Annotated in this window: 29 protein-coding genes; 21 read left to right on the top strand and 8 right to left on the bottom strand. The window is 46.2% G+C overall.

All coding sequences use genetic code 11. The features are described from left to right. The first annotated feature begins 70 nt into the window (after nt 1-70). The 5 genes from mntA (at nt 71) to UCH003_RS07530 (ending at nt 3,442) form a co-directional block, all read left to right on the top strand. Complete coding sequence (gene mntA / locus UCH003_RS07510; protein WP_060826032.1) at nt 71-349, top strand: type VII toxin-antitoxin system MntA family adenylyltransferase antitoxin; 279 nt, start codon at nt 71-73, stop codon at nt 347-349. Further along, nucleotides 342-710 carry a HepT-like ribonuclease domain-containing protein gene (locus UCH003_RS07515; RefSeq protein ID WP_060826033.1) on the top strand — a complete coding sequence of 123 codons (369 nt, stop codon included), beginning with the start codon at nt 342-344 and terminating at the stop codon, nt 708-710. The genes mntA and UCH003_RS07515 overlap by 8 nt, the downstream gene beginning before the upstream one ends. Then, the gene (locus tag UCH003_RS07520; protein ID WP_060826034.1) at nt 711-1,292 is read left to right on the top strand and encodes a hypothetical protein; all 582 of its coding nucleotides are present in this window, start codon (nt 711-713) and stop codon (nt 1,290-1,292) included. Between the two features lie 80 nt (nt 1,293-1,372). Continuing rightward, entirely contained in the window at nt 1,373-2,608 is a 1,236-nt protein-coding gene (locus UCH003_RS07525; RefSeq protein WP_060826035.1) for an MFS transporter, read from the top strand. 57 nt (nt 2,609-2,665) lie between these two features. Continuing rightward, nucleotides 2,666-3,442: an NYN domain-containing protein gene (locus UCH003_RS07530; protein ID WP_060826036.1), complete on the top strand. Its 777-nt coding sequence runs from the start codon at nt 2,666-2,668 to the stop codon at nt 3,440-3,442. Nucleotide 3,443: 1 nt separating this feature from the next. Here the strand turns inward: UCH003_RS07530 and UCH003_RS07535 are convergent, their stop codons facing one another. Beyond that, nucleotides 3,444-4,007 carry an HDIG domain-containing metalloprotein gene (locus tag UCH003_RS07535; protein WP_060826037.1) on the bottom strand — a complete coding sequence of 188 codons (564 nt, stop codon included), beginning with the start codon at nt 4,005-4,007 and terminating at the stop codon, nt 3,444-3,446. Nucleotides 4,008-4,263: 256 nt separating this feature from the next. Between UCH003_RS07535 and UCH003_RS07540 the strand changes: the two genes are divergently transcribed. Genes UCH003_RS07540 through UCH003_RS07570 form a run of 7 tightly spaced genes read left to right on the top strand, consistent with a single transcriptional unit; the run spans nt 4,264 to nt 8,924 of the window. Further along, a complete protein-coding gene (locus UCH003_RS07540) occupies nt 4,264-4,674 on the top strand; it encodes an NADH-quinone oxidoreductase subunit B family protein (RefSeq protein WP_039675684.1) in 411 nt (136 codons plus the stop codon). Further along, nucleotides 4,671-5,096, top strand: coding sequence for a 4Fe-4S dicluster domain-containing protein (locus UCH003_RS07545; protein ID WP_060826038.1), 426 nt, complete (start codon nt 4,671-4,673; stop codon nt 5,094-5,096). The genes UCH003_RS07540 and UCH003_RS07545 overlap by 4 nt, the downstream gene beginning before the upstream one ends. Beyond that, the gene (locus tag UCH003_RS07550; protein WP_060826039.1) at nt 5,097-5,591 is read left to right on the top strand and encodes an NADH-quinone oxidoreductase subunit C; all 495 of its coding nucleotides are present in this window, start codon (nt 5,097-5,099) and stop codon (nt 5,589-5,591) included. Further along, nucleotides 5,584-6,672: a nickel-dependent hydrogenase large subunit gene (locus UCH003_RS07555; protein ID WP_060826040.1), complete on the top strand. Its 1,089-nt coding sequence runs from the start codon at nt 5,584-5,586 to the stop codon at nt 6,670-6,672. Before UCH003_RS07550 ends, UCH003_RS07555 begins: the two co-directional genes overlap by 8 nt. Before the next feature lies 1 nt (nt 6,673). Then, nucleotides 6,674-7,147 carry a 4Fe-4S dicluster domain-containing protein gene (locus tag UCH003_RS07560; protein ID WP_060826041.1) on the top strand — a complete coding sequence of 158 codons (474 nt, stop codon included), beginning with the start codon at nt 6,674-6,676 and terminating at the stop codon, nt 7,145-7,147. A 3-nt stretch (nt 7,148-7,150) separates the two neighbouring features. After that, nucleotides 7,151-7,513 (top strand): hydrogenase maturation nickel metallochaperone HypA, encoded by a 363-nt coding sequence (hypA, locus tag UCH003_RS07565; protein WP_060826042.1) that lies wholly within the window; start codon nt 7,151-7,153, stop codon nt 7,511-7,513. Then, complete coding sequence (locus UCH003_RS07570) at nt 7,500-8,924, top strand: glutamate synthase subunit beta (protein WP_060826043.1); 1,425 nt, start codon at nt 7,500-7,502, stop codon at nt 8,922-8,924. The genes hypA and UCH003_RS07570 overlap by 14 nt, the downstream gene beginning before the upstream one ends. 37 nt (nt 8,925-8,961) lie before the next feature. Here the strand turns inward: UCH003_RS07570 and UCH003_RS07575 are convergent, their stop codons facing one another. Then, entirely contained in the window at nt 8,962-9,786 is an 825-nt protein-coding gene (locus UCH003_RS07575; RefSeq protein WP_060826044.1) for a LysR family transcriptional regulator, read from the bottom strand. A 95-nt stretch (nt 9,787-9,881) separates the two neighbouring features. Between UCH003_RS07575 and UCH003_RS07580 the strand changes: the two genes are divergently transcribed. The 3 genes from UCH003_RS07580 to UCH003_RS07590 are packed head-to-tail and all read left to right on the top strand — an operon-like array spanning nt 9,882 to nt 12,570. Beyond that, nucleotides 9,882-11,147, top strand: a complete 1,266-nt coding sequence (locus tag UCH003_RS07580) for a 3-isopropylmalate dehydratase large subunit (protein WP_060826045.1) — start codon at nt 9,882-9,884, stop codon at nt 11,145-11,147. After that, complete coding sequence (locus tag UCH003_RS07585) at nt 11,144-11,647, top strand: 3-isopropylmalate dehydratase (protein ID WP_060826046.1); 504 nt, start codon at nt 11,144-11,146, stop codon at nt 11,645-11,647. The genes UCH003_RS07580 and UCH003_RS07585 overlap by 4 nt, the downstream gene beginning before the upstream one ends. Nucleotides 11,648-11,649: 2 nt before the next feature. Continuing rightward, a complete protein-coding gene (locus UCH003_RS07590; protein WP_060826047.1) occupies nt 11,650-12,570 on the top strand; it encodes an alpha/beta fold hydrolase in 921 nt (306 codons plus the stop codon). 2 nt (nt 12,571-12,572) lie between these two features. On the opposite strand, the gene UCH003_RS07595 is transcribed toward UCH003_RS07590, so the two are convergent. Together UCH003_RS07595 and UCH003_RS07600 are read right to left on the bottom strand one after the other, a co-directional pair. Beyond that, on the bottom strand, nt 12,573-14,138 hold the full coding sequence (locus UCH003_RS07595) for a bifunctional GNAT family N-acetyltransferase/carbon-nitrogen hydrolase family protein (RefSeq protein WP_060826048.1): 1,566 nt from the start codon (nt 14,136-14,138) through the stop codon (nt 12,573-12,575). Between the two features lie 146 nt (nt 14,139-14,284). Continuing rightward, nucleotides 14,285-14,602 carry a DUF1104 domain-containing protein gene (locus UCH003_RS07600; protein WP_060826049.1) on the bottom strand — a complete coding sequence of 106 codons (318 nt, stop codon included), beginning with the start codon at nt 14,600-14,602 and terminating at the stop codon, nt 14,285-14,287. A gap of 132 nt (nt 14,603-14,734) precedes the next feature. On the opposite strand from UCH003_RS07600, the gene UCH003_RS07605 reads away from it, so the two are divergent. Genes UCH003_RS07605 through UCH003_RS07615 form a run of 3 tightly spaced genes read left to right on the top strand, consistent with a single transcriptional unit; the run spans nt 14,735 to nt 16,771 of the window. Continuing rightward, the gene (locus tag UCH003_RS07605) at nt 14,735-15,370 is read left to right on the top strand and encodes a response regulator transcription factor (RefSeq protein WP_060826050.1); all 636 of its coding nucleotides are present in this window, start codon (nt 14,735-14,737) and stop codon (nt 15,368-15,370) included. Further along, on the top strand, nt 15,357-16,406 hold the full coding sequence (locus tag UCH003_RS07610) for a sensor histidine kinase (protein ID WP_060826051.1): 1,050 nt from the start codon (nt 15,357-15,359) through the stop codon (nt 16,404-16,406). Before UCH003_RS07605 ends, UCH003_RS07610 begins: the two co-directional genes overlap by 14 nt. Beyond that, nucleotides 16,403-16,771, top strand: a complete 369-nt coding sequence (locus UCH003_RS07615) for a hypothetical protein (RefSeq protein WP_060826052.1) — start codon at nt 16,403-16,405, stop codon at nt 16,769-16,771. Before UCH003_RS07610 ends, UCH003_RS07615 begins: the two co-directional genes overlap by 4 nt. Nucleotides 16,772-16,796: 25 nt before the next feature. Here the strand turns inward: UCH003_RS07615 and nifK are convergent, their stop codons facing one another. From nifK to nifH, 4 genes are read right to left on the bottom strand one after another with little or no spacing between them, the layout of a single operon-like run. After that, nucleotides 16,797-18,341: a nitrogenase molybdenum-iron protein subunit beta gene (gene nifK, locus UCH003_RS07620; protein WP_082709164.1), complete on the bottom strand. Its 1,545-nt coding sequence runs from the start codon at nt 18,339-18,341 to the stop codon at nt 16,797-16,799. A 10-nt stretch (nt 18,342-18,351) separates the two neighbouring features. Beyond that, nucleotides 18,352-19,806: a nitrogenase molybdenum-iron protein alpha chain gene (nifD, locus tag UCH003_RS07625; RefSeq protein ID WP_060826054.1), complete on the bottom strand. Its 1,455-nt coding sequence runs from the start codon at nt 19,804-19,806 to the stop codon at nt 18,352-18,354. 36 nt (nt 19,807-19,842) lie between these two features. Further along, entirely contained in the window at nt 19,843-20,202 is a 360-nt protein-coding gene (locus tag UCH003_RS07630) for a hypothetical protein (RefSeq protein WP_060826055.1), read from the bottom strand. Nucleotides 20,203-20,231: 29 nt separating this feature from the next. Next, a complete protein-coding gene (nifH, locus tag UCH003_RS07635; RefSeq protein WP_060826056.1) occupies nt 20,232-21,143 on the bottom strand; it encodes a nitrogenase iron protein in 912 nt (303 codons plus the stop codon). Nucleotides 21,144-21,521: 378 nt separating this feature from the next. Here nifH and UCH003_RS13845 point away from each other — a divergent pair, with 378 nt between their 5' ends. From UCH003_RS13845 to UCH003_RS07650, 3 genes are all read left to right on the top strand, one after another. Next, nucleotides 21,522-21,761 carry a hypothetical protein gene (locus UCH003_RS13845; RefSeq protein ID WP_060826057.1) on the top strand — a complete coding sequence of 80 codons (240 nt, stop codon included), beginning with the start codon at nt 21,522-21,524 and terminating at the stop codon, nt 21,759-21,761. A gap of 54 nt (nt 21,762-21,815) precedes the next feature. Beyond that, nucleotides 21,816-22,823, top strand: a complete 1,008-nt coding sequence (locus tag UCH003_RS07645) for an OprD family outer membrane porin (RefSeq protein ID WP_060826058.1) — start codon at nt 21,816-21,818, stop codon at nt 22,821-22,823. A gap of 195 nt (nt 22,824-23,018) precedes the next feature. Continuing rightward, nucleotides 23,019-23,693, top strand: a complete 675-nt coding sequence (locus UCH003_RS07650; RefSeq protein ID WP_041963486.1) for a response regulator transcription factor — start codon at nt 23,019-23,021, stop codon at nt 23,691-23,693. Nucleotide 23,694: the final 1 nt, after the last annotated feature.

A 23,694-nucleotide genomic window follows, 5' to 3' on the forward strand; every position in this document is an offset into this window, starting at 1 on the left:
ACTGCGCTAAAAGAGAGGTTTATTTTCAAAGTATGTTATAATTTTTCAAACTATTAAGAGAGGATAAACGATGGGACGCCAAGAAGTCTTAAACACTTTAGAACAACTCAAAGCCAAATACAACATCCCAGAACTTTACCTTTTCGGTTCTTTTGCCAAACATCAAGAAAATGAAAACAGCGACATCGACATTGCCGTCAAACTCGAAAAGACAGATGCTTTTTTACTGGTACGCATCATGCACGAAGCCAAAGAAAAACTGCATCGAAACGTTGACATCGTGCAACTAAGGGAACGCATGAATCCTCTGCTGAAAAAAATCATTCTTGAAGAAGGCGTGCGTGTCTGAACAAGAACTTGTAAAAAACATTCTTGAACAGATGATTCTCTCTTGCGAAAGAGTCGAAAAACGTTTTTCTACCATTCACGCTATCAATGACTTTTTAGACACTGAAGAAGGTATTGAAAAACTCGATGGCATTTGTATGCAAATCATCGCACTCGGCGAAAGCGTCAAAAACCTCGACAAAATCACTCACAAAAAACTTCTCTCTCACTACCCTCAAATTGTTTGGAGCGAAGTAGCAGGTATGCGAGACATCATCAGCCATCACTATTTTGATCTAAACGCTGAAATTGTTTTTGAAGTGTGCCAAAATCATATTACAGAGCTTAAAGAGACGCTTGAGATGATTCAAAAGGAACTTTGAATGGAAAATGAACAACCATCATTAAGCTGTGGTATCATCATGCCAATTTCGACAATGGATGGATACTCCACAAAACATTGGGAAGAAATTAAAAACATTTATGAAAATATTGGAAAGAATTGTGGTTTTACTCGCGTTCAGCTTGTGAGTGAAGAGAAAGCATCAGGTATCAACCATACCAATATAATTAAAAATTTATTTGAAAATGACATTGTCATCTGTGATGTAAGCGGTAAAAATCCAAATGTTATGTTTGAGCTTGGTCTTCGTATAGCTTTTGATAAACCCGTAGTTGTAACAAAAGATGATGAAACAAAAATAAGTTTTGATATTGCCCCATTTAAATATTTAGAATACCCAAAATCTCAGCATCATGGAAAAATAGAAAAATTTAAAAAAGATTTAGCAGAAAGTTTACTTGCTACCTTAGAAAAAAGCCCCTCGTATCTACAAAGCTTTGGTATTAACTACAGTCGTGTTGATAATAATGAAGCTTTTTTAAAGAAACTAGATAAGATTGAAAAAGATGTTCGTACAGCAAACTTTTATGCACTTACAACTAGGCAAAAATTTCAAATATAGAAAGTATTGTCGATAATCCTATGACACAATTTAATTTATAAACACCTTGAATTTCATTTAAACCAAAAGCCATGAGTATCATGAATATCAACACCTTTCGGGCTTTTCAAAGTTGTAATTATCGGCTCTTTTTTGCGGGTCAATCGATCTCTTTGATGGGGACGTGGATGCAACGAACGGCCGTTTATTGGGTTGTTTACATGCAAACGCACTCCGCGTTTATGTTGGGCTTGAACGTCTTTGCGACGCAGTTTCCTTCTTTCGTCTTTTCGCTGATCGGGGGAATCGTCGCCGATCGTTACGATCGTTATAAAGTGCTCTTGTTCACGCAAATTCTTTCAATGACGCAAGCGATCATCTTAACGCTGGTCGTGGCATTCACGCATTATAGCGTCACGGAAATTTTACTTTTGAGCACTTTTTTAGGCGTGATTAACGCTTTCGATCTTCCGGCGCGCCAATCGCTTGTCTACTTGCTCGTTGCGAAAAACGAGGATTTAGGCAATGCCATCGCGCTCAATTCTTCCATGGTCAATTTGGCAAGGCTCGTAGGTCCCGCACTCTCCGGTTTGGTTTTGGAGAGTTTAGGGGCAAGCCTTTGTTTTATGCTCAACGCATTGAGTTTTATGGCGGTTATCGCTTCCTTGTCGATGATGAAACTTCCCTCGTATGTACCGCCGGTTACGGAGCAAAAATTGCTCGGCGACTTGCAAGAGGGGCTACGTTACGTTCGGACTTCGCCTTATTTGTTCAAGCTGATCGTTTTGTTGGCACTCATAAGCTTTTGCGTGTTACCCTACGCGACGCTTTTACCGATCGTCGCCAAAGAAGTTTTAAACGGTAACGCTTTGACGTACGGTTATCTCATTAGTTGCGTCGGTATCGGCGCACTCTTTGGAGCCGCACGGCTGGCTTCGTTGTCGAGCATCCTTTATCACCAAAAAATTTTATACCTTGCGACGCTCTTGCTCGGCGGCAGCATCGTTGCACTCTCCTTTTGTACCGTCGATTTGCCCGCTTTTGTATTTGCCGCACTCTCCGGACTCGGCATGATGCTGCATACGACGATCGTCAATACCTTGCTACAAACCCTCTCCGACGTTCGTATGCGCGGACGCGTGATGAGTTATTACGCGATGGCACTTTTCGGTATGCAACCGATCGGAGCGTTGCTGATCGGTACGATTTCGCATCGTATCGGCGTGGAACCTACGCTTTTGCTTCAAGGGCTCCTTGCCTTGTGCCTTGCTCTTGCGTTTCGCTCTTTTTTATGGAAAAACGTACCCGAACAAGCCGCAGACGCTAAAACGCTTTAATGCCTAAACTAAGCTATAATAAACGTTAGAGCATTCTTAAACCAAAGGTATCACATCATGAAAAACGGTAGCGAAGAAAAGCGTATCGTCGTCCTTATCGACGCGGACAATGCACAACAAAGTAAATTGGAATTGATCTTAGCAGAACTTTCGACGCACGGGCGCATTATCGTCAAACGGGCGTACGGCGACTGGTCGAGCGGTTACCTTAAAAATTGGAAAGAGCGGCTTAACGAGCTGGCGATTCAGCCGATTCAGCAGTTCGCCTATACGACGGGCAAAAATTCGACCGATGCTTCGATGATCATTGATGCGATGGATTTGCTCTACACGCAAAAATTCGATGCGTTTGCACTGGTTTCGAGCGATAGCGACTTTACCAAGTTGGCTTCACGCCTCAAAGAGTCGGAGATTTACGTTTTCGGATTCGGCGAGCATAAAACGCCGCTTTCCTTTCGCAATGCCTGCGACGATTTTATCTTTACCGAAAACCTCAGTATCGAACCCGAACCGTTAGAAGAGCTTCCCGAAGCCAAACCGGCACCCAAAGCCGATGACGACGCACTCAAAGAGTTGATCAAGCTTTTGCATATCGGTTGGGAGAAGACGCAAGACGAAGAAGGGTGGGCAAGTATTTCGGCAGCCGGTGCGTACATCAAACGCCAATCGCCCGATTTTGATCCGCGCACCTACGGGTCGAGTAAATTAACCTCGCTTCTTGCCAAGCTAAGCGAGCATTTTGAGATGAAACGCTATCCGGGAAAAGGGACGACGACCATCGTCGATTATCGACCGATGGTCAAAAAATCCCCCGCCCGTAAACGACGACGCTAAATTAGGATTTCATCTCCAAACCCAAGCTCGGCGCGATAGCGCGCATTGCCGATATGACGTCGACGATCAGTTCGTCGATACTTACATATAACATGTCGGCTCCTTTTTGGATCACCTCCCTACTCGCACCCGCGGCAAAGCCTTTGTCTTTAAACTTTTTTTTCGCCGAGGAAAGTTCCAAGTCCATCACGGACTTGCTCGGTCGTACCAGTGCGCACGCGGTAATGAGTCCCGTGAGTTCATCGACCGCGTACAAAGTTTTTTCCATATGCGAGAGCGGTTCGACGTCGGTACAGATTCCCCATCCGTGCGACATCATCGCGCGAACGACCTCTTCGGGATAACCGTTTTCACGAAGAATTTCGGCACCTTTACGGCAATGTTCATCGGGATAGCGTTCGTAATCGACGTCGTGCAACAATCCAACGATTCCCCAAAGCTCCTTATTTTCCCCCGATTTCTCGGCAAAATACCGCATCGTACCCTCGACGGCAAGTCCGTGCGTCACGAGGGCATTCGAGTTATAACGTTTGAGTAGCGCAAGCGCATCTTCGCGTGTAGGCATAGGTTTCCTTTACGATTGGAATGGACTTTTTTCATGAGCTTCATAATACAAAGCTTTAGTACCGGATTTCATCGGTAAAAAGGCATCGTGGAACAGGCTTAGGCAAAAAGTCTCACTAAAGAGCTTATTGTAACACATTCGTCACGACAAAGAAGTTTTTTTGTGCTAGAATACGCTACTTAAAAAAAGCTTTTATTTTTCAGTTAGATTAAAAATGTATAATTTACATTCAAAAACGCTTTAAAGAGAGAATAGTTTGAATCCGATTAACGTATATCGCATCAACACGGGCTCGTGTAACGGTTGCGACGTCGAGCTTTTAGCCAGCGTTCTGGTGCCGAAATTCGGCTTTGATACTTTAGGCTGTACGTACACGAACGATCCCGAAGCAGCCGACGTCGTGATCGTGACGGGTTCGATTACCGCACGCTCCAAACCCTTTTTAGAATCCACCCTCAAACGTCTTCCCAAACGTAAAATCGTCGTTGCGATGGGCATATGCCCGATCAGTTGCGGCGTTTTTCGGGATAGCTACTCGATCGAAGGGCCTTTGGATCGCTTCGTCGAAGTCGACGTCAATATTGCGGGGTGTCCGCCGAGTCCGCAAAGTATCGTTGAGGGTTTGGTGCTCGCCTGTCGACTCTACCGCGACAAGGAGGGAGCATGAGCGCGTATAAAGGCAAACTCTCTTACGATCAAACGCAGTGTATCGTCTGTCAAACCTGTGCTTTCGTCTGTCCCGCCGGAGCGATCGACATTACATGTAAGGCACTTAAACAAAGTTACGAATTCATCATTTGGCACAATTCGTGTACGTTATGCGGCAATTGTACCTACTTTTGTCCGACCGGAGCGATCGCGCTGAGCGACGTACGCGCCGAAGCTTTACCGCAAAGTCAAAAATACACGGCGATCACTTCGGCGACTTTGGCGTTTGATCGTTGCCCGAAATGTTCCGAACCGATGATTACAACACCCGATTCGCTCCTTAACAAAGGATTTTCAAAACAAGACGATGCTCTTCGATCGCTCTTTAACCTCTGTCCGAAATGCCGACGCGAATCTACTTTTACAAAGCGAGTTCTTTAAATGCACATCCTTGAAAAAACCTTGAACGACTCATTAACCGCGCACAACAATCCGTTACGTTTTACGCCGCATTACGACAGCCTTTGGTGTGAAACGGACGATCAAACGCTCTTTTTAGCCTTAGCGGAGCTTTTACGCCGAATGGAAGCACGCGTGTGTATGATTAGCGCGTACGCTAAAGACGAGGCGCACGAACTTGTGTACCATTTTGACTGCGGCGGCGTTATGGCAAACGTCAAAGTGTATGTTGCCGATCGATGCGTTTTCTCGATCACGCCTTTATTTAAAAGTGCCGATTGGACGGAGCGGGAACTCAGCGAAATTTACGGTATCACGCTTCAAAACCATCCCAATCCCCAACGTCTCTTTTTAGACGATTCGATTGATCGAAGCGTTTTAGACGAGTACTACTCGCTCTCGTCGATGATGAACGGACGCGTTAGCGAAACGCTTTGGAATAAAGTCAAAGCGCAAAAGGAGGCACGCCATGGATAAAACAACCGTGATTTTAGGCCCTTTCGACGTCGCGCTGGAAGAACCCGTTTACTTTAAGATCGAGCCCAACGACGACGCTCGAACGATTAAAAGCGTCGACATGGTCAACGGTTTCGTGCATCGAGGCATCGAATCGATCGTACTGCAAAAAAACTTTTTACAAAACCTGATCATTACCGAAAAAGTGTGTGCGCTTTGCTCTAACAACCATCCCTTTACCTACTGTATGGCGGTGGAAAAAATCGCGCGTATCGACGTTCCGATGCGCGCACAATACCTTCGCGTTTTAACCGACGAAATCAAGCGCATCGCTAGCCATCTTTTCAATTTGGGTATGCTCTCGCATTTGATCCACGACGGTGCGTTAATGCGGGATTTTCTCGAGACGCGCGAAGCGTTTCAAGACCTTAAAGAACGTATTTGGGGCAATCGTATGGACTTAAGCGCCAATACGATCGGCGGCGTTAAGTTTGACCTCGATCCAACGCTCATAACCGCCATCCAAACAACGCTCGATCAAAACGAAGAGGCAATCAAGCGTTTTATCGAACGCTTCGAACACGACGAAATGCTGATCAAACGCTTAAAAGGCGTAGGCGTTTTACCGCACGAAGATGCCCTCAAACTCGGCGTCGTAGGTCCGGTCGCGAGAGCCAGCGGCGTCGACAACGACGTACGCAAACACGCTCCTTACGCGGCGTACGCCTCTTTGGACTTTAAGGTCATTCTCAAACAAGACGGCGACGTCCTCTCGCGTGCACTCGTGCGTTTGTACGAAATCGTAGAGTCGATCGCGCTCGTACGCCAAGTTTTAAACGCCTTGCCGCAAGGCGAAATCGCCTTACATGTCAAAACGATCGTGCCCGAGGGAGAAGCCGTCTCCCGTACTGAAGCACCGCGCGGGGAGTTGGTCTATTACCTCAAAAGTAACGGCACGCGAAAGCCCGAACGTATGAAATGGAGGGTTCCGACGTATATGAACTGGGAAGCACTCAAAATTATGATGCCAAATAACACAATAGAGGACGTTGCGCTGATTTTTAACAGCATCGATCCTTGTATCTCCTGTACCGAGCGTTAAGATGCGACATCGATTTATTGTAGCCGACTCGCGCAAATGTATCGGGTGTTTAAGTTGCGAACTCGCCTGTGCCGCCGCCAATGCGGGCATTCGTTTTGAAGAAGCCTATACGACCAAGCGACCGCTTTTTTCGCGCAATCGCGTGATAAAGATCGATGGGAAAACCGCGCCACTTCAATGCATGCATTGCGAAGATGCACCTTGCGTGAGCGTCTGTCCGCACGGCGTGATCGAGACGACGAGCGATACGGTTCGCCTCAACGAAGAAGCGTGCGTCGGTTGCGGTACGTGCGTCTTGGTTTGTCCCTACGGAGCACTCGCGCTCAATCCTCAAAAAGGACGTTTGATCGCGCAAAAATGCAATCTTTGTTTTCATCTTCCCACAGGTCCCTCGTGCGTGCAAGTCTGTACGACCGATGCGATTCGCGTGGCGGATTATGATACGTTTGAAACGCTTCAAGCCGATAAAGGCTAAAACGTGCATGAGTATTCCATCGTCGCATCGCTGATCGACGTGTGCGAAAAAGAGGCGAAAAAGCATCGCGCCAAAGCGATTAAACGCCTAAGCGTTCGCATCGGACGACTCAGCGGTATCGAGATTCATTTTTTCGAACAGTGTTTTGAAACCTTTAAAGAAGATACGATCTGTCGCGACGCGGTCTTGGAGATTGAAACGTGCGACGTCGTGCTTTTGTGCAAAGCGTGCGGCACACGAAGCGTCGTAAGCAAAAACCGTTTTGTCTGCCCGAAATGCCAAAGTGCGGAAGTCGAGATGATCGGCGGACAAGAGTTACATGTCAACAGCATAGAAATTATCGAGGAAGAGCATGAGAGAGTATAAAACCGTTGCAAAAGCATACCCGAAAAAGCGCCCGGCAAAGGAACGTACACAAGATTATTATCCGATTTACCATAACTTTGAAGAGAACGAAGCTAAGGCGCAAGCTAGCCGTTGTTTGCAATGCCCCATCGATCTTTTGCGAGGGCTTGAGAGTGAATTTACGTTTTGTCGTACGGGCTGTCCGCTCAACAACAACATTCCCAGATGGCTGAAAAAAACCTACGAGCACGACTATGCAAGCGCATTCGAACTTTCCAACGCACGCTCGCCCTTCCCTGAAATCTTGGGTCGCGTTTGCCCTAAAAAAGGCTTGTGCGAAAGTGCGTGTACGTTAGAGAAAACGCCCTATCATGCCGTTTCTATCGGCAACGTCGAAGTCTATCTTAACGAAAAAGCCATCGAAGAGGGAGCCGTTCCTTTTTACGGTCGGGCAAGCGAACGCACGTTCAAAGTCGCAGTCGTCGGATCCGGTCCTGCGGGGCTTAGTTGTGCAACTTTCTTGCTCAGAGCCGGCATCGACGTCGAGCTTTACGAAAGGGAAAATCGCGTAGGCGGACTTTTGATGTACGGAATTCCCAATTTCAAACTTCCCAAAAGCGTCATTTTACGCCGTTTCGAGTGGATGAAAAATGCCGGAATGAAAGTACACCTTAACACCGAAGTCGGTAAAGACGTGAGTTTGAGCGAACTTCAAGAAAAATTCGACGCCGTCTTTTTGGGCTTGGGCGTTCCGCTCGGTCGCAATGCGGGAATGGAAAACGAAGATGCCAAAGGCGTGCATCAAGTGATGGAGCTTCTCACGCAAACGCAAAAAAATCTTTTAGATCATGCGCTTCAACAATCGATTTTACGCGACAAAAACGTCATCGTTATCGGCGGCGGAGACTCGGCGATGGACGCTTTACGCACGGCGATTCGCCATAAAGCCAAAAGCGTGACATGCGTATACCGACGGGACGAAGCGAGTATGCCCGGAAGTCCTGCCGAAGTCGTCAATGCCAAAGAAGAGGGAGTGGTATTTCGCTTTAACGCTCTGCCCAAAAAAGCTTTGGTCGATGAAAACCGTCACGTCGTCGGTCTTGAAATCTTAGAAACCTACCTTGATGAAAACAACCGTTTGCAAACCAAAGAAGAGAGCGTGCAAACCTTAGCGGCGGATAGTATTATCTTGGCACTCGGCTTTGAAGCAAAACGTTTTAGTTTTTACGAAGAGCTCAACCTTGCGGTAGGCCGCTCCAATACGCTGATTGTAGATTCCAACAAAGAAACCAGCCATCCTTTTATCTTTGCGGGCGGCGATGTGGTCAGAGGCGCAAACTTGGTCGTCAATGCCGCACTCGACGGAAGAGAAGCGGCGTTTGCCATCGCTAAAAAGCTCGGAGCATTGAGCGATCCTTATTTCAATTTATAGACTGTTTTTACCGTGCTAAAACCTTACATGTAAGGTTTTAGCCAAATGTGCGCAAATAATCCGCAATAAACGGAACATTGTCTTTGCGGCACACCAAACGCGTCTGCAAGTCACACTCGTTTTGCTCCAATTTGGTCAGTTTCAATGCCCTCTCATAACCAAACTTTTCGATGATTTTTTTGGATAAAAAGGCTTTCCCCATCCCTGCTTTCACGCATCCGAGCATCACTTCGTAGTTTTCCACGATCATCGTGTGATACGTTTTATTCCCTGTTTGCTCTTCGTGTGCCTTTAAAAAATCAAAATGCGTACTTTTTTCACGATAGCCGATCAGCGTATTGGGGCAGCGTTTGTCTTGAGGTTCCACAAGGTACAAATCGTCGCTGAACTGATTGAGTACTTCGATGTCGGGGTGCTTCGGATCGCCCGTGATGAACGCAATATCGATTTGATACGCCAAGAGTTTTTCCAAAACGCTCGGCGTTCCGCTTGTGTAGACTTCCAAAGACATCAAAGGAAAATCGCGTTGCACAGTCTCGATAAAACGCAAAAGCCGTATGGTTGCGTTGGCTTGACTCGTGCCGATACGAAGCAGGGTTTGTTCTTTCATGTTTTGCATCTGGATCGAGGCATTTTCGATTTTCTGAACGATCTCTTTTGCCAAAGGATAGAGTTTTTCGCCTTCTTGGGTTAAAATGACGCCTTTGGGAACACGATGAAACAGCTCATACCCAAGTGTCTTTTCCAACTGCTTGATGCGAAGCGTGACGTTAGATTGGGTGAAACCAAGCTCCAATGCCCCTAAAGAGATGCTTTTTTGCTCACTCACCGCCACAAAAACTTTGAGAAGATTCGAGTCCATATTACCCTCCATTATATTGTCTATGATTATACATTATTTGCTTTTGTATAATTATTTATCATACAATTATCCAAAATCAAAGCGAAGGATTTTTAATGCATGCGATCGAAAAATTGCTGGCAAACAAAGCCGGAAAGGATAGCGTTACAACGGGCGAAATCGTCAACTGCGAAGTTGATCTTGCCGGTATTAACGACTTGTATTTACAAACGGTGCGCTCCTTTCACGAAATGGGCGGTGTCAAAGTCTATGACCCCAGCCGCGTTATGATGTTTCTCGACCACTATGCCCCCGCTTCGACCATTATGCAAGCACAAAACCAAAAGGCGTTTCGTGAATTTTGCTGGGATCAGGGCATTGAGATGCTCATGGACATCGACCAAGGCGTATGCCATCAAGTCGTTGCCGACAAAGGTTTAGCGCATCCGGGGGAAATCATCGTCATCACCGATTCGCATACGACCACGCACGGTGCATTCGGTGCTTTTGGAACGGGCGTGGGTGCAACCGATCTGGCCATCATCTTGGCAACGGGCAAGCTCTGGTTTAGAGTGCCTGAGATCATCAAGATCAACTTTGAAGGTAAACCGCCTCAGGGTGTTTATGCCAAAGACATCATCTTGCACGCCATCGGAGAGCTCGGTGCGGATTTTGCCGTTTATAAAGCGGTCGAATTGGCAGGCTCGACTTTGCAGTATTTGAGCATCTCCGAGCGTATGGCACTGTGCAATATGAGTACGGAGATGGGCGCAAAGACCAGTTACATCCAACCCGATGATGTTACGATGGCTTTTTTAAACGAAAAAGTGACGCGCCCGTATGAGATTTATCATACCGACCCCGATTTTGTCTATGCGGCGCAGGTCAGCTTTGACGTTACGCATCTTCAGCCCAAACTTGCCGCACCTTCCAGCGTGGATAACGTCTTTGACATTCAAACATTCATCGATACGCCCGTCGATCAAGCCTATCTAGGATCTTGTACGGGCGGCAGATGCGAAGACATCGGCATCGCCGCTGGGATTTTAAAAGGCAAACATATTGCGCCTCGCACGCGTTTTGTTATCGTTCCCGCGTCCAAAGGCGTCTTTTTGGAAGCCATGGCAAAAGGGTATGTGCAAAGCTTGGTGGAAGCGGGGGCGACTTTTGTAACGCCCGGATGTGCGGCGTGTTTGGGCACGCACGAGGGAATGCTCGCCTCAGATGAAACATGCATTACCACGACCAATCGCAATTTTCCCGGACGTATGGGCGACACCCAAGCACGCATCTTCTTAGGCTCGCCCGCCGCCGTTGCCGCCGCGGCACTCGAGGGCAAGATCGTCGATCCCACGCCCTATATCGTAAAGGAGAACGCATGAACACGAACCTACAAGGAAGGGCTTTTGTTTTCGGTAACAATGTCGACACCGATCAAATCTATCCGGGCCGCTTCGTGCAATACACCGATGTCGAAGACGTTGCCAAATACGCGATGCATGGAGTCGACCCCGAGTTCATTCATACGGTTAAACAAGGCGACATCATCGTCGCAGGCACGAATTTTGGTTGCGGTAGCAGTAGAGAACACGCCGCCATTACGCTCAAAGCCGTAGGAGTAGGAGCGATTATCGCCGAGTCGTTCGGGCGCATCTTTTACCGCAACGCGATCAATCTAGCTCTTCCGCTTATCGTTTGTCCTCATATCTTAAAATACGTTCAATCCAGAGATTCTCTCTTAGTGGATTTAAAAAGCGGTACGATTTCCAATGAAAAAGGCATTCTCATAACCGCCGAGCCGCTCTCGCCTTACGTGATGAGTATCCTAGAAGCCGGCGGCATCAAACCGCTCGTTCGAGCCCAACTTTTACGAGGAGCGTAACCATGGCATTAGAAGCTTATTTTCAAGGATTTGAAAACGTACATGTAGAGGTTGAAGAAGACATTGTGATCAATACGTGGGTGGGCGGAAGCGGTGAAGAAGCCATTCTTTTACTGCACGGTCATCCCGAAAACTATCTCATTTGGCGTGACATTGCCCCTACTTTAGCCCAAAAATACCGTGTGGTCGCAACAGACCTTCGAGGCTACGGCGACAGCTCCAAACCCATAGGCTTGGAAGATCACTCCAACTACTCCAAGCGCGTCATGGCACAAGACAACGTGAGCGTTATGAAAAAGCTCGGTATCCAAAAATTCCATGTCGTCGGGCACGACAGAGGGGCTCGCGTGGCGCATCGGCTGATTCTTGATCACCCCGAAAAAGTGTTGACATGTACGCTTATGGATATTTTACCGACCTATGACATGTACAAAGAAACCAACCGTGAGTTTGCAACCAAATACTGGCATTGGTTCTTTTACATTCAAAAATTTCCTTTCCCCGAACGCGCCCTCAGCGTAGACCCTGCATTTTTCATTCATTTCAACCTAACCAACAAAGTCGGTCCAAAAGCGGCTGAACGCTTTTCTAAAGAGGTATTGGACGATTATATCCGCTGTTATGCCAACCCTGCGTGTGTTCACGGCATCTGCGAGGATTATCGCGCATCGGCTGGCATCGACTTGGAACACGATCACGTCGATAGAGACCAACGCATCAAAACGCCGTTGCTGGTGTTATGGGGAGCCGACGGCGTGGTCGGAAAAATCTGGAACGTTTTAGAGGGTTGGAAACAATACGCCGATCACGTTAGCGGATTTGCCGTTCCCGAGTGCGGACATTTCGTACCGGAAGAACAACCGGAGATTTGCCTTGAAGCGATGCAAAGCTTTTGGGACATGCATCGCAAGAAAGATTCGTAACCCTAGCCTTTAACGACGAGGAAATCTTCCTTGTTACCACGCCATCGTAAACTATACAGATCGTGGCGGCGAGAGCGCATATTGCGTACACTGCCCCGTTCTCGCAGCTCTTTTAAAAGGCTGATGTCCAGATCGGCGACTAAAGTCATTTCGGTATTGGGCGTGGCTTCTGCCATGGTGGCATCGTGAGGAAATGCAAAATCGGACGGGCTAAAAACGGCGGCTTGGGAGTATTGAATGTCCATGTTTTCCACTTTGGGAAGTGTGCCGACACTACCGGAGATCGCCACATAACACTCGTTCTCAATCGCTCTGGCTTGCGCGCAACGACGCACTCTAAGGTAGCTGTTTTTTGTGTCGGTCCAGTAGGGAACGAACAAGATGTCGATGCCCTGCTCAGCTAAAAGACGCGGCAGTTCGGGGTACTCGACATCGTAACAGACCAAAATACCCACACGACCTACGTCGGTTTCAAACACACAGAGTTTGTCGCCGCCGTGCATACCCCAGTACGCCTCTTCATCGGGGGTGATGTGCAGTTTTTTCTGCGCATCTTTCGTACCATCACGACGGCAGAGGTAACTGGCGTTATAAAGCGTGTTACCGTCGTATTCGGGCATGCTACCTGCGATAATGTTGATGTTGTAACGCACGGCAAATTGACCTATTTTTTCGACTAAAGTATCGGTATATGCCGCTACGGTACGAATCGCCGTTTCTTGGTTTTCATCACTGCGCAATGCCATCAAAGGCGCGTTAAAAAACTCGGGAAATAAAACAAAATCGGCTTTATACCCCGCCATCGCATCGACGAAAAATTCGACTTGGTCTAAAAACTCTTCGACGCTTTTGACGCTTCGCATCTGCCATTGCACGACACTGACGCGAATAATGCCGCGATTGACCGTAGGATGGGTGTGCGGTTCTTCATAATCGACGTTGCTCCACTCCAAAAGAGTGGCATACTCACGAGACGCGGCATCTCCTTTGAGATACCCTTTTAAAATACGCCTGACGTGAAAGTCATTGGCAAGCTGAAAACCCAACACATGATCCCGAAGTTCTTTGTCTTTCACTCGTTCGATGTATTTGGAAGGGGTCATCTCGTGGGCATGTGCCGCGTAGCCCGGAATGCGCCCGCCTGCGATGATGCGCTTAAGGTTGAGTCGGTAGCAAAGCTCTTTTCTAGCATCGTAAAGCCTGCGCCCGAGTCGCAATCCTTGATAATCCGGATCGACGTAAATGTCCAATCCGTAAAGCGTATCGCCCTTGGGATCGTGCGTGCTCAACAAACAATTTCCCGTAATTTGATCGTACGTGTGGCGATCGCCGTATGTGTTATAATCGACGATCAAGCTCTGCGCCGCGGCAATGACTTTACCGTCGTCCTCGATGCAAATCTGACCTTCGGGAAAAGTCGAAAGCTGTGCGCTAAACTCTTCAATCGTCCAACCCCCAAGCGTCGGATACACTCTATCCATAATACGTTTGACGTCATCATAATCTTCTGCTTGCAAATTGCGTAAAATAAGTTTGTTGGTCTGTTTTAATTCGTCGTTGTTTCCCATTCAAAATCCTTTGATACCGTTGCAAATAAAATAACGTCGTTATCTTAGCACGCTTTGGGTTTAGGAGGAGTTGAATTTCAAACTTAATGTCAGGAGAGAAGTTACAAAAGAGAGCCGAAGCTCTCTTAAAAAACGAAGATAAAACCTTATCGACCGCCGCGTCCGTTCCCTCTTCCGCCGCCGCCCGCTCCGCCGCCGTTAGCACCGGAATTTCCGTTTCCGCTACCCGCACCTACGCCGGCTCCCGTGCCGTTAGTATTGGCACGTTGGGATTGGGAGAGAGACTGCCTCTCTTCTTGTGAGAGTGCTTGCATTTTGGATTGCATGGCTGCTTGAAACGCCGCTCTATCTTCTGTTGGAACCGTTCCTCGCATTGCCGAAAGTTCCGCCGCGCTCATCGCGGAGTAATCCACCGCAAAAACCGCTACACTCAGCATACATAATGCTAAAAGACTTTTTTTCATCATAACCCCCTTTGAAAAATTTTATAATGAAATTCTATAATACAAGTGTTAGCAAATCGTTAAGGGAAAAAATTTTTTACTTTAACACTTCGTTAACGCAGATATGTTATGCTTTAGACCAAGGAGAGCGTTATGTCAAAAATTTTACTGCTTGAAGATGACTATCTTTTAAGTCAAACACTCATCGGTTTACTGAGGGAAGCTGGGTTTGAAGTAGCCCATGCCCAAGACGGTGAAGAAGCATTGTCTTTAAGCTACGATACGATTTTTGATCTTTACCTTTTTGATATTAACGTGCCTTTACTCAACGGCATCGACGTTTTAAAGCTTTTGCGCGATAACGACGATAAAACGCCGGCTTTTTTTATCAGCGCGTATAAAGATATTCAGACGATTACGAAAGCGTTTGAGGGAGCATGTGATGATTATATTAAAAAGCCTTTCGATTTCGATGAACTCGTCGTGCGAATCAAGGCGCATATTCACAAGCACAATCCGACGATTGTTTACGGGGCTATGCGTTACGATCTTTTAAGTAAACGTATTTACATAGACGATAAAGAGATGGATTTAGGGATCGTCGAAAAAGCGATTTTTGATCTTTTGATGCGTAATATGTCTCAAACACTTGATAAAGAGATGTTCTTCGACGTTATGGAAAAACCGAGCGACATTGCCCTACGCGTTCATTTGAGCAAACTCAAACAACGCTTTGCTTTGAATATCACCAATATTAAAGGCATAGGATACCGTCTTGAAAAAATATGAAAAAGAGGCGTTTTTAAAAACGTTCGGTATCTTTTTTCTCTCTTTAGCATTGTTTAGCGGCATTGTTTCGTATTTTTATTATAAAGAGCAAAAGCATATTTTAGGAGAATTTATTTTTTCGCAAATGCGAGAATTTACCTATAGCTTTCAAGGCTCGCCTTTTGAGCTCGATGTTGTTCCTTACGATGCAACGGTCGATCAGCTCAATCTGATCCCTTGTCCAGAGGGCATGTGCGGTTATTTTACGATCCCGCGAAGTAAACAGTCACTGTTTAAAGTAATTTTGCCTTACGATCAATACGTCGAACACGAAAACGGAATCATTTATAAAGTGCTCTTGTTATACATCGGCGTTTTAGCGGCGATTTTCGTTTTTGCGCTTTTTTACTCTTTTTATGCGCTCTATCCTCTCAAAAAAGCACTCGATTTGCTGGAAGGTTTTCTCAAAGACGTCATTCACGACCTCAATACGCCCATTACGTCGATCTTGCTCAACACCAAAGCCTTAGCAAAACGTCGTAGCGACGAGGCTCTCGAACGCATCGAATTGGCGGCACGTACCATCGCATCGCTTTACCGTAATTTAGAATCGCTCCAAAAAGGATTTATTGCCCAAAAAAACGAAATCGATTTGGAAAAGCTTTTGCACACCAGAGCCAAACCCTATCAAAAGCTCTATCCGCACTTAAATTTCATCTTTCAAACGCACCCCTACACGCTCATCAGCGATGAAGACGCGGTAGCACGCATTTTCGACAATCTAATCTCCAATGCGTGTAAATACAACCGAAAAAACGGCTCGGTCGAACTGTGCAACCGTGAAAACACCGTGAGCATTTGCGATACGGGCATCGGTATTCGCGATACGAAACGTGTTTTCGAGCGTTATTATAAAGAGCAAAGTAAAGGACTTGGACTCGGGCTTCATATCGTGCACTCTTTATGCCGACTTTTAGGGATCGACATTGACCTGCAAAGCACGCCGCAACAAGGTACGTGCGTCCGCCTTACATTTGCCTTGAAGGAGTCCTTGTGAAGCGTTTTTTCTTAGGGCTAAGCTTCGCCGTTTGCCTTTACGCTGAAGACCTTATCGATCAAGAGATCAAAAATACGTCCACGATTGACGACTTGACGACGAAAATGAACAATGCCCCTAAACAATACCGCCATCGCTACATTCAAGCGATCAAAGAACGCAGTGCCGATGAAAATCAAGCAAAACGCGCTTTAGCGATGCAAGCTTTGCAAGAACACCATGTCAATACGTTAACGGGAAAAAACGAATCGTCAAATAGTACCTCGGGAAACGGGACTTCAAGCGGAGGGGGAAGTTCGGGAAGCGGGAACGGCAATGGAAACGGCAATGGCGGTCACGGCGGCGGCCACGGAGGAGGAAAGTAGGTTGAGAGCCGAAGCCCTCAACGTTTTAGCGTACACAGTCGAAGAAATAATCGGTTTGAGCGATATCTTTCGTCTCTTCATCCAAATGATCTAACACGGCGTTGGTAATCCATGTTAAAAGATTTAAACATCCTTCATATCCGCTGATAGAGTAGCGGTGTAAATGATGTCTATCAAAAATCGGGAAACCGATACGAATCAAAGGAATCTTCGTATCTCTGTAAAGCTCTTTACCGTAGACGTTACCGATCATAAAATCAACCGGCTCGGTGAACAATAAACTTCTCAGTGCCCACAAGTCTTTTCCCATCCAAATATGGCAATCCTCTTTAAACGTACATTTATCAAGAATAGCCTGCATCTCTTTTTCCCAACCCTTACGCGGAGCGTTGTGGCAAAGTACATGTACGGGAACGGCTCCCATTTCGACTAAAAACGAAACGACGCCGAGTAAGAAATCGGGATCGCCCCAGATCGCAAACTTTTTACCGTGCATATACGGATATGAATCTTGCATCGCATCGACCAATTGTGCACGAAGTTTTGCAAGCTCGGCAGGAACGGGTTTTCCCGTCAATTCACTGAGTTTCATCACAAACGCGTCGGTTCCGTTAAGACCGATCGGGTTACATGTTACGTACTCTTGTTTCCACTCGTTTTTAATGTACTTACCCGTTGTCGGAGTAGAATATTTTTGAAGTGAAATAGTCGCTTTAGCTCCTTTGGAAGCTTTTGCCACTTCGATCGGCGTACCGCCGGCATAGAGTTTGTATTCCCCTGCTCCCGTGTTCCATTGCTCTTCGTGGTCGCCAAGCATAACGATTTTGTCGCTAAACATTGCCGCCATTTTTTTCACTTCTTTAAGGCTTCCAAGGTAGGTTTCAAAACCGGGGATAATGTTGATGCGCTCTTCATCTTTTGCTACCTCACCCTCTGGTGTCAAGGTTTTTAAGATGGCTTCCATCATATTATCGTAACCTGTGATGTGGCTACCTTTGAAAGAAGGCGTATGCGCCGCAGGAATATACGTCGCGTCAAGTTCACCTTCCGCTTCGCCGCGCGCACCCTTAACAAACGCATCTAAGTCATCACCGATAACTTCTGCCATACATGTGGTAGAAACGGCAATCATTTCAGGTTTGTAAAGTGCTTTACAGTTACGTAAACCCTCTTTCATATTCGCCAAACCGCCGAAAACCGCCGCACTTTCACTCATAGAGTCGCTCACGCAAGGCGTTGGCTCTTTAAAGTGACGCGTAAAGTAACTTCTAAAGTACGCAACGCATCCGTGACTGCCGTGAACGTAAGGCATCGTGTTTTCAAAACCAAGAGCTGCCATAACAGCACCTAAAGGTTGACACGCTTTGGCAGGATTGATCGTGATGTGCTCACGCGCCAAATTCTTCTCACGATACTCCCATGATGTCATCCACTTTGCGACGTCTTTGACTTTTTCGGGATTGGTAGCACCTGCGTGACCTTCAAATTGCTTTTTATTTTTAAAAACCTCTTGGTATTCGGGTTTTAGAAAAAGTTTTTGTCCGTTGACAATGTTTTCTACGTCTTGCATGATGCCCTCCTTACTTTGATTCCCATGGCGCTTTGGTGTATCCCCATACCGGAGAATTCATAGCCAAGTCCATGTCTTTTGCAAAAATTGCGAATGCGTCGTATCCGTGGTACGGACCGCTGTAATCCCAAGAGTGCATTTGTCTAAACGGTAAACCCATTTTTTGGAAAACGTACTTCTCTTTAACACCGCTCGCCACTAAATCGGGTTTGAGTTTTTTAACAAACGCCTCAAGTTCGTATTCGTTGACGTCATCGTAAATAAGGGTTGAACCCGCAAGCTCGTCTTTCGTACGTTTATAGTCGTCGCCGTGCGCAAATTCATAACCCGTACCGATGACTTGCATACCGAGGTCTTCATACGCACCGATAACGTGACGAGGACGAAGTCCGCCCACGTAAAGCATGACTTTTTTACCCTCTAATTTCGGGCGGTATTTGGCGATAACCGCATCGGTCATTGCCGTATATTTGGCGATAACCGCTTCTGTTTTTGCTTGAATGCTCTCATCGAAGAAAGCGGCGATTTTGCGTAAACTCTCCGTCGTTTTAGAAGGACCGAAGAAGTTATACTCCATCCAAGGCACGCCGAACTCTTGCTCCATATGGCGTACGACGTAGTTCATACTTCGGTAGCAGTGAAGCAAGTTGATTTTCGCCTTAGGTGCCGTCGTCATCTCTTTGTACGTTGCATCGCCGCTCCATTGAGCGATGACGCGTAAACCGATCTCTTCGAGTAAAATACGTGAACTCCATGCGTCGCCGCCGATGTTATAATCGCCTACAATGGCAACATCATACGGTGTACTTTCAAAATCTTTGCGATACGAACCGTCCGGCAATACCTCATCGCGGATCATATCGTTGGCGATATGGTGACCCAAACTTTGCGAAACACCGCGGAAACCTTCGCACGATACCGCAACAGTCGGTTTTCCCGTCTCTTTTTTATACGCTTTGGCAACCGCTTGAATATCATCACCGATCAAACCGATAGGACATTCGCTTTGAACCGAAATACCGTTGTTCAAAGGGAAAAGCTCGTCGATTTCCGCCAGTGCGGCTTTGAGTTTTTTGTCGCCGCCGAAAACGATGTCTTTTTCTTGATAATCGGTTGAAAAGTTCATCGTAACAAAGGTATCGACACCCGTCGTTCCGATATAATAGTTTCTTCTACCCGCACGAGAGTATTGACCGCAACCGATAGGACCGTGGCTGATATGAATCATATCTTTGATCGGTCCCCAAACAACGCCTTTACTTCCCGCGTACGCACAGCCGCGCTGAGACATGACGCCCGGAATCGTTTGTTTGTTGCTTTTGGTACTATCGCATGCACCTTTAACACCATCGGGCGCATCAACGCCCAAGTGTTTGGCTCTACTTTTTTTTGCTTTATCCGGATAGGCTTCAAGCACTTCCGCGATTACGGCTTGTTGCTGGCTTAGCAATGTTTCTGTCGTCATGGCTCTTTCCTTTAACTGATTTGAGAGCTATCGCGATTAAGCGACTTTAACCCTGTAAAGATTCATATCGTCGAGTTTTTTACAAACAGCCGCCGTTTTTTCGCCGTCTACCGCTTTTGAAATCTCGCTGATTTGGTATTTGTTGGTGTAATAGATCATTTTAAAATCGCCTTCGACGTCGGTGTTTTTGTAGTAATCAACCAAAGCCGTAAAAAGGAATGATCCTTTTTCAACGCCGATTTCTTCGAGTTTAACACCTTCACGTGTTTCACTGGTTAACGTGATAGAGCTAACGCCTGAAAGATCGCCAGCACCTGCTGTTACTTTTTCAATAACTTTGTCAAATTCTACTTTATTTCCCATAGCTGCTGGGAAGTGGTATCCACAAATAAACATGATTATCTCCTTCGTCTTATTTTAAAAAATTAAGCCGTAGCTTTTTTGCCGATAGCGTCTGCTTCGACTTCTTCTTCCAAACCGAATTCCATCAAGAGTGCCTCAAGATCATCCATTTCAAGCGGTTTAGGGATCACTTTAAGATCGTTGGCGATAATTTTACGAGCAAGCTCTCTGTATTCGTAAGCTTGGTCGGATTTTTCAGCAAATTCAACAACGGTCATACGACGAAGCTCTGCACGTTGAACGTGGTTACTTCTTGGTACGAAGTGAATCATTTGCGTTCCGATTTGCTCTGCTAAGTGTTTAGCAAGGTCGTACTCACGGTCTGTCATACGTGCATTACAGATAAGTCCTGCAAGTCTTACGCCGCCGGTATTGGCATATTTCAAAATACCTTTAGAGATGTTGTTAGCCGCATACATCGCCATCATTTCACCTGACATAACGATGTAGATCTCTTGTGCTTTACCTTCACGAATCGGCATCGCAAATCCGCCGCAAACAACGTCGCCGAGTACGTCGTAAGAAACGAAATCGAGTTCTTCATCGTAAGCACCTTCTTCTTCCAAGAAATTAATCGCCGTAATAACACCGCGACCTGCACAACCAACTCCCGGCTCTGGTCCGCCAGATTCCGTACACATAATGTAACCTTCTGTGATGGTTGTATCATCAGGGTGAAATTCTGCCGCACCCGGTTTACATACGTCTTCGAGCTCCAAATCCTCAACCGTACCGACCTCTGATGCTAATTGCATAATCGTACATTGTGCTTTTTCATGCAAGATAAGACGTGTTGAATCCGCTTTAGGATCACATCCGACGATAAGAATTTTTTTACCGAAGTAGTGTGCCATTGCGGCAAGTGTATTTTGTGAAGTGGTTGATTTACCGATACCACCTTTGCCGTAGAAGGCAATTTGACGAAGCTCTGACATTGTGTTCTCCTTGTGTGAGTTTTTGTTCGAACGAGATATTGCATAGAGTGTTCCGTAGAAAAAAAAACGCGTAAAAAATTTGACGTATAGCGCAAAAAAAGTCAAAAACAAGGCATTCCGTGCTTACATGTCATCGTTGCGTATCCGTATCGAGCCAAAGCCGTTTGTCGAAAAAATCGTTTTAAAATCCCTTTGGCACTTTAAACTACCGTACGTTTTTGATATGTGCATATGCCTAAAAGCCGATGCTCTTATCCGACGCATCCGCCTTACATGTTAAAAGAAAAGCGTATCGAGAAAAAGTGTTCTTACATTTTTTCATCATTTTTTTTCTGTATATTACCTTTGTCATTCATTTTATTTTAAGGAGTGTGTTTTATGAAAAGTGCCAAATACAGTTTGGTTGCCCTTATGGCTGTGGGTGTAGTCTCTTCTCTTTGTGCCGCCGATACGCTTGCCGATGCATTTAAAAACGGCAAGGTAGGCGGAGAACTTCGTGCATGGTATTTCGATAGAGATAATGGAACGACGTCGCATCAAGATATTTTCAATACCGCCGTCGTTTTGAACTACGTAACGGACACGTTCTACGGATTTCGTTTTGGAGCAACAATGTAATCCAATTATGCGCCGTATGCGGACAGTGATTCTAAAGATCTTTTCAAAGGTGACATGTACGGTTCGGGTGCTATGTTATCCGAAGCCTATATCGGCTATGCGATTGGAAAAACCGACCTTAAAATCGGTCGCCAATTTATCTCTACGCCGTTGGTTAGCGGTAGCGGTTCACGCATCGTCAAAGAGGCTTTCCAAGGTGCCGTCTTAACCAATACGGATCTTCCTTCAACGACGTTGATCGCCGCTTACGTCAACAAATTTCAAGGCAGAACCAGTACGCTAGCCGACGCTAGCGACGTCGGGGATATCGGCGATTTTACCAAAACGTATGCCCTCTCCGTCGGTAAAGGCGGAAGCGTGAGCAAAGCGTTTATCGACGATGCTTACAGTGCCGGAGTGATTAACAAATCGATTACGGGACTGACGTTAACCGCTCAATACGCATTGGCAAACGACGTTGCGCATTTAGGCGACGTTAGCCTTTACCATGCCGAGGCAAACTACGTTCTTCCGCTAAACGGTTTTAAATTAGGATTTGACGCGATGTATCGTACGTCTCGTACCGACTCCGCGCTCGATAACCTCAACTTAGAAGGTAGCTATTTCGGCGGTCGCGTCAGCATCATCGACCTTGCGGGTTTCGGTATCAGCGTTGCCGCGGCAACGTCGGATAAAAGCGACGACTTAATTGCGGGTGTCGGCAACGGTGCGGATAGTACCTATACCGGAAGTATCTTAACGTCAGCGCACACCTACGCACGCGATACGGATTCGTATATGGGTAAAATCTCATACGATTTTAGCAAAATCGGCGTTACGGGTTTAAGCGCGTTTGTCTTGTACGCGGATAACGACCAAGGCTATACGCAAGGTATCGCTCAAACCAGCGGTGATTGGAAAAATACCGCATGTGACGTTACCTACGCTTTTGAGGGCGCGTTAAAAGGCTTTAGCCTCTCTTTACAATATGAAAAAGAGGACAACGACAAACGTAACGCCGCAGGTGTCAATACCAACGTTACGTCCGAAGAGTATCGCTTTAGAGCCAACTATAAATTCTAAGGTTTTCAAGGAGAGCGGCTGTATGCCCTCTTCTTTTTGTTTTTTTGCGTTACCCAAACGCCTTCACGTCGCCCCTCAGCTTCGCTTGATCTGCTTTTGCCATTTTTTCGCCATTTTTTTGTGTCATATTGAGACTACCAAAAAGACTTACATGTGAAATGGTATATAATCTCAGTGCTAGAATAAAGGTTCGTAATGACGCAAAATCCGCTGAAACATTTAAACATTTTGTTTGTCGAAGACGAAGAGAACATCCGTAAGCATATCGCCAACGCTTTAGGCTATATCGTTCATGAGATCAAAGAAGCCTCCAACGGGCTAGAAGCGTTGGAAATACTCAAAACGTTTTCTCCCGATATTATTATGACCGATCTTGAAATGCCGATCATGAACGGCGTGGAGTTGATTACGACGATTCGTAAAAAAGAGATCAATACGTGCATCGTCGTTTTAACGGCATACACAAGCCAAGAGTATCTGCTACCGTTGATTAATATGCACATCGAACATTACGTGGTTAAACCCATCCGTTTTGAAAAAATGCTCTCTATTTTGCAACAATGTTGTGCAAAACTAGGCACCGGTAACGACCGCCGCGATTTGCCTCAAGGCTACGGTTACGATTGGAATCAAAAAATTTTGACTTACGAAAACCGGAGTATTACGCTCACCAAAAAAGAGATTTCGTTTTTGGAACTTTTATTTCATAACCAACACCGCATCGTCACCTACGAAGAGTTTCAAACCTACGTTTGGGGCGATGCGGTGATGACCGACGATGCGATTCGCTCTTTGGTGAGAAACCTACGCAACAAGCTTCCCAAAGACATTATCGTCAATCTCTCGGGGATCGGATACAAACTTGAATAAA

This window comes from Sulfurospirillum cavolei (genome assembly GCF_001548055.1).
Classification (GTDB): domain Bacteria; phylum Campylobacterota; class Campylobacteria; order Campylobacterales; family Sulfurospirillaceae; genus Sulfurospirillum.